Source organism: Microcoleus sp. CAWBG27, assembly GCF_020883145.1.
Lineage (GTDB): Bacteria > Cyanobacteriota > Cyanobacteriia > Cyanobacteriales > Microcoleaceae > Microcoleus.
Genome location: NZ_JAHREU010000137.1, coordinates 1 through 4,268 on the forward strand (window position 1 = coordinate 1; position 4,268 = coordinate 4,268).

At 40.1% G+C, this 4,268-nt stretch carries 5 protein-coding genes; 1 reads left to right on the forward strand and 4 read right to left on the reverse strand.

Annotation, left to right across the window (positions count from 1 at the left end; all coding sequences use genetic code 11):
* Window positions 1-209 precede the first annotated feature (209 nt).
* The 3 genes from QZ938_RS32760 to QZ938_RS32770 form a co-directional block, all read right to left on the reverse strand.
* Window positions 210-530: a 2Fe-2S iron-sulfur cluster-binding protein gene (locus QZ938_RS32760; RefSeq protein WP_293157012.1), complete on the reverse strand. Its 321-nt coding sequence runs from the start codon at window positions 528-530 to the stop codon at window positions 210-212.
* 233 nt (window positions 531-763) lie between these two features.
* Complete coding sequence (locus QZ938_RS32765; protein WP_293157009.1) at window positions 764-1,411, reverse strand: sigma-70 family RNA polymerase sigma factor; 648 nt, start codon at window positions 1,409-1,411, stop codon at window positions 764-766.
* Window positions 1,412-1,687: 276 nt separating this feature from the next.
* A complete protein-coding gene (locus tag QZ938_RS32770; protein ID WP_293356494.1) occupies window positions 1,688-2,323 on the reverse strand; it encodes an HNH endonuclease in 636 nt (211 codons plus the stop codon).
* A gap of 124 nt (window positions 2,324-2,447) precedes the next feature.
* On the opposite strand from QZ938_RS32770, the gene QZ938_RS32775 reads away from it, so the two are divergent.
* A complete protein-coding gene (locus tag QZ938_RS32775; protein ID WP_293356497.1) occupies window positions 2,448-3,176 on the forward strand; it encodes a DUF5131 family protein in 729 nt (242 codons plus the stop codon).
* A gap of 59 nt (window positions 3,177-3,235) precedes the next feature.
* Here the strand turns inward: QZ938_RS32775 and QZ938_RS32780 are convergent, their stop codons facing one another.
* Window positions 3,236-4,102, reverse strand: a complete 867-nt coding sequence (locus QZ938_RS32780; RefSeq protein ID WP_293356500.1) for a hypothetical protein — start codon at window positions 4,100-4,102, stop codon at window positions 3,236-3,238.
* Window positions 4,103-4,268 lie beyond the last annotated feature (166 nt).

A 4,268-nucleotide genomic window follows, 5' to 3' on the forward strand; every position in this document is an offset into this window, starting at 1 on the left:
AGGTTGAAAATCTCCGGAGCTCAATGGTTGAAAAAAAATGTCAATCAAATGCTAAAACTTCGTTGTGCTTACCTGAACGATCTCTTGGCTATTTGAGGCTTTTTCAAAACCGGGATGCTCCCCTGAAGTCCTCACTACAAACCAATCTTATTTGTCAGCTTTGTGGAATCGCTAGCGAGACTCTGGCAATATATAATACGCATCTGGCATTACTTAAAATAGAGAGCTGCTTCATATAAAACTTTTTCTTGATGAGTTAACAAAGTGCAGTCAGAAAGCGGGTAAGCGACACAGGTAACAGCATAGCCAGCTTGCAATTCTGAGGGCTTCAAAAACTTTTGTTCGCTTTGGTCGATTTCACCGCTAAGCAGTTTGGCAACGCAAGCAGAACACTCTCCTTGCTTGCATCCATTCGGCAAGCGGATGCCGGCATCTTCTGCCATATCTAGGATATACTGGTCGTCCGGTACTGCGATCGTGCGATCGAGCGATCGCTCCTCATTCACCAGCCGAACTTGATAAACTGCCATTTTTTCCTCTGATATTATTTCCGACTATTAGTGCGGTTGAAACCGATTTTTGTCAAATACAATCGAGACTCGGCGGTTGAAACCGCGTCTACACAAACGAAGTCCGCCTCCGCGGACTAAAGAATAATTGATGTTAGCTTCTTGATATCGGCGATTGAAACCTCTTCTTGTCAAACAAAGTCCGCAGCAGAGGGGGACTGAAGAATAATTGATATTAGCGGAATTATCGGCTGCTAGACAAGTGCTTCTTGATAATCTAGATTTTCATCCAGATAAATAGCGCGAATATCCTGCGGCAAATTTGACTCTAAAGTTTGATATCCTTTTTGCAGCAAAGCCTTAACTTGAGCGGGCGAAATAGCTTCACCTTCAGCTTGCAAATAAGCTGCTATTCTAGTTTCGCTCCAGCGGAAAGTCTGGGCCATCAACACAACTAAACGGGGGAGTGGCGCCAACAATTCTAAGGCTTGTCTGACGTAACACCACAGGGGAGGCGAAGCGGATTGCAAAGAGTAGTGAATCGACTCAACTGGCGGTAATTCGGCTTGATTGATGCAAACAGCGGTGACATTAATCAGCCAATTTTGGAGACTGAGATTGTCGCTATCAGGATCTTGGGTTTCGCGGCGCAAATCGAGGCCTCGGAGCTCGTGATAGATATGCTGCCAGGTGTGGGCGAACAGGTAATCGCCTTGTACGGGCGATCGCACGGAATGGCGGATCAGGGAGTGTACAATTTGACCGTAGCGGCAAAAAATCGCCGTGAAGAAGCGACCCTGATCGGGATGGTTTTGAAACAGGGTCAATAATTCCTGATCGCTGTGATGGAACAGGGATGTGACCACAGGGTGGTTGAGTTCGGAAAAAACTGGTGCTTGCACAATTGTTCTGTATAAGGTTTTAGGTATCAATGCTGTTGCAGCCCGATTCTACACTACGATCTACATTTGATGCAACTGCTGAAAAAGTGTTGATATTTAACTCAATTAATTATATAATGGAGTTGTAGGTGATGCTGCATTAATGTAAATTGATACATATAAAATCTATGTATCCAGCGCACCTAAAAATATAATTAGTTATTTCAAGGATCGAGTGTTTGTATGTCTAGCATTAATACTGGTATCGAATCGACAGTTAGAATCTGGAACTCGTCGCTACCTTCGCTTAGAGTGGACTTTTCGGTGACAGTTGTTACATAAAGTGAGTCCATTGTCGATTACGAATCGAAACTCTGGGTAGTCCGAGAACAGTTTTATGTGATGAGCCTCTAGATTGCCACCTCGATTATCGCCGCAATGTTGGCAGGTATAACCATCTCTTTCAAACACACCCCTGCGCCAATCTATGTATTCAGGAGATTGCCTCAATGCTATGTTTTCAGGAGTGATACCACCTTTCCAATTAGGATGTTTGACTCCACGCGCTGCTTTTTCAATAGTGCGCTGGCGAATATAGCTTTTTTGCTCTGATGAGCAAGGCTTGCCAAGTCGGTTTGTGTTCCCATATCTCGATAAGCTCATTTTTTGACATGACGTAGTGCTGTGCTTCTTTCCTTTAAATGGGGATGTTTTACCTTTAGTGTCCTTGCGAACCTCGACTCTGCCACATTGAAGGCAGCTAGCTTTTAATCCATCGCCACGGTTTTTATCTTTGGAAAACTCAGTTATTTGCTTCCAGCCTTTGCACTTGGTACACCATTTTAAACCAGCATCTAGTTTAGTTAAATACTCTTCGAGTGAAATCCCAAGCCTTGCTGCTGCTGCTTTAATCGCGCCTTGTCTGCTACCCATAACCCATATTTAATTTGTACATTTACTTTAATCTATACCAAAAATATTACCTGAGTCAATAAATAGGGTATATAATAAAAGATGCCAAGTGCGATACCGATAGAAAGAAAAAAGGAGTAAGTAAATGTCTAACATTAATACTGCAATAGAATGGTGCGATCGCACATGGAATCCAACAACTGGCTGCGATAAAGTCAGTCCAGGTTGTACTCATTGTTATGCAGAAGCATTAACAAAAAGGTTTCACACTAATTTTCCTAATGGGTTTGATTTAACACTCCATAGGAATCGCTTGGAAGAACCAAAGCGCTGGAAAAAGCCTAGCCGTATTTTCGTCAATTCGATGAGCGATTTATTTCATGAAGAAGTACCCATTGATTTTCTCAAAGAAGTTTTTGAGGTAATGCGTGAAACTCCTTGGCATATATATCAAATTCTTACCAAGCGAGATAAACGTTTAGAAGAGTTAGCTTCTCAGCTTGAATGGTCTGATAATATTTGGATGGGCGTATCTGTCGAAAATCAAAGTTATGTTCATCGTGTGGATTCTTTGCGAAAAGTCAATGCAAAAGTACGCTTTTTATCCTGCGAACCACTTTTAGGACCATTACACCTTGATTTAACCGGAATTCACTGGGTAATAGTTGGTGGAGAATCGGGACAAAAACACCGTCCAATGCAAGCAGAATGGGCACAAAGTATTCGGGATCAGTGTCAGAATGCTGGAGTGGCGTTTTTCTTCAAGCAATGGGGAGGTAGAACACCTAAAGCTGCTGGGAGACTTCTAGATGATAAAATTTGGGATGAGATGCCAAAAGCTGAGAATAAACAGAGACAAAAATTGCTTCGGTAATCAAAGATTAATAAATGCTAGTAACAGAGGCTACATTATTACAACTGAAATTTAATAATCTATTCTACTATTCTGACAAGACTATCTAGCGTGTAAGGCTTTTTGACACCCGGATTTTTTATTTCTAACAGTCCTTCTTTATAAAGTGGATCGAGAATATCGTTGTAATACTGAGTTCTTTTTAAACAACCCAAATCATTCAATTTTAAAATAATATGAGTGATTACATCTTTAAAAGACTTCCATTCAGATTTGATTTCACGCAAGATTTCGATAGACTCTGTTTTAATTATAGCAATTCGTCTTTTCTGTTCTGCTTCCCATTGTTTATCAAGAAATTTTTCATTTCCTTGATAATCATCTTGAAAAAACAATAATTTTTCTTCCTCCCATACAAATTCATTCAGAAATTCACCAAAAGCTTTCTCGGGATGATTACTGCCCACTACTATACTGTATCGGGGTCTACTATCATTGTAAGTTTCTTTAATTTCAAAACTGGTTACACCTCTAAAACCACCTTCTTTTCTCATTCTTTCCTTGAAATATTCAAGCGCCCACCTTTCAAAATCTTGAGGTTGATTCTTAAGTTCAATCCACTTTGATTTCCAAACAAATTCTGACCCGTAGCCTAGAAAATTAGTCAAATTTTGCATATAATTTTCAGCAGATACCTGGTGTTGATGACTCTTGTATTCTTCCTTGTAACGTCCAGCATGACGAGCTACTGATATATTATGAAAAAGGAAAAATAGTTCGCCTTTACACTGAGTTAGGTAGCGACCAATTTCACATATCTGCTCAAAACTGACGCCTTTGAGTCCAAAACTATCAATAAAAAATAATGTAGGATAACCATTTAAGTCATTCATAACTTCACAAAAAGCAGCTTCAAATGTTTGTGGTCTATAAATTTTATAAAACAAACTTTGATCTAGAGAGGAACAGTTGTTTGTGAGTTGTTCGGGCTCTTCTGGCTTTTTGGTGAAAAGTGTATAATGAGATACTACTAATTGATTTCTACCGTATGGATCTTCATCTTGACAGACTGCTTAATCTACCCGATGTTACTGTTGAAAGTTGCATCCAATT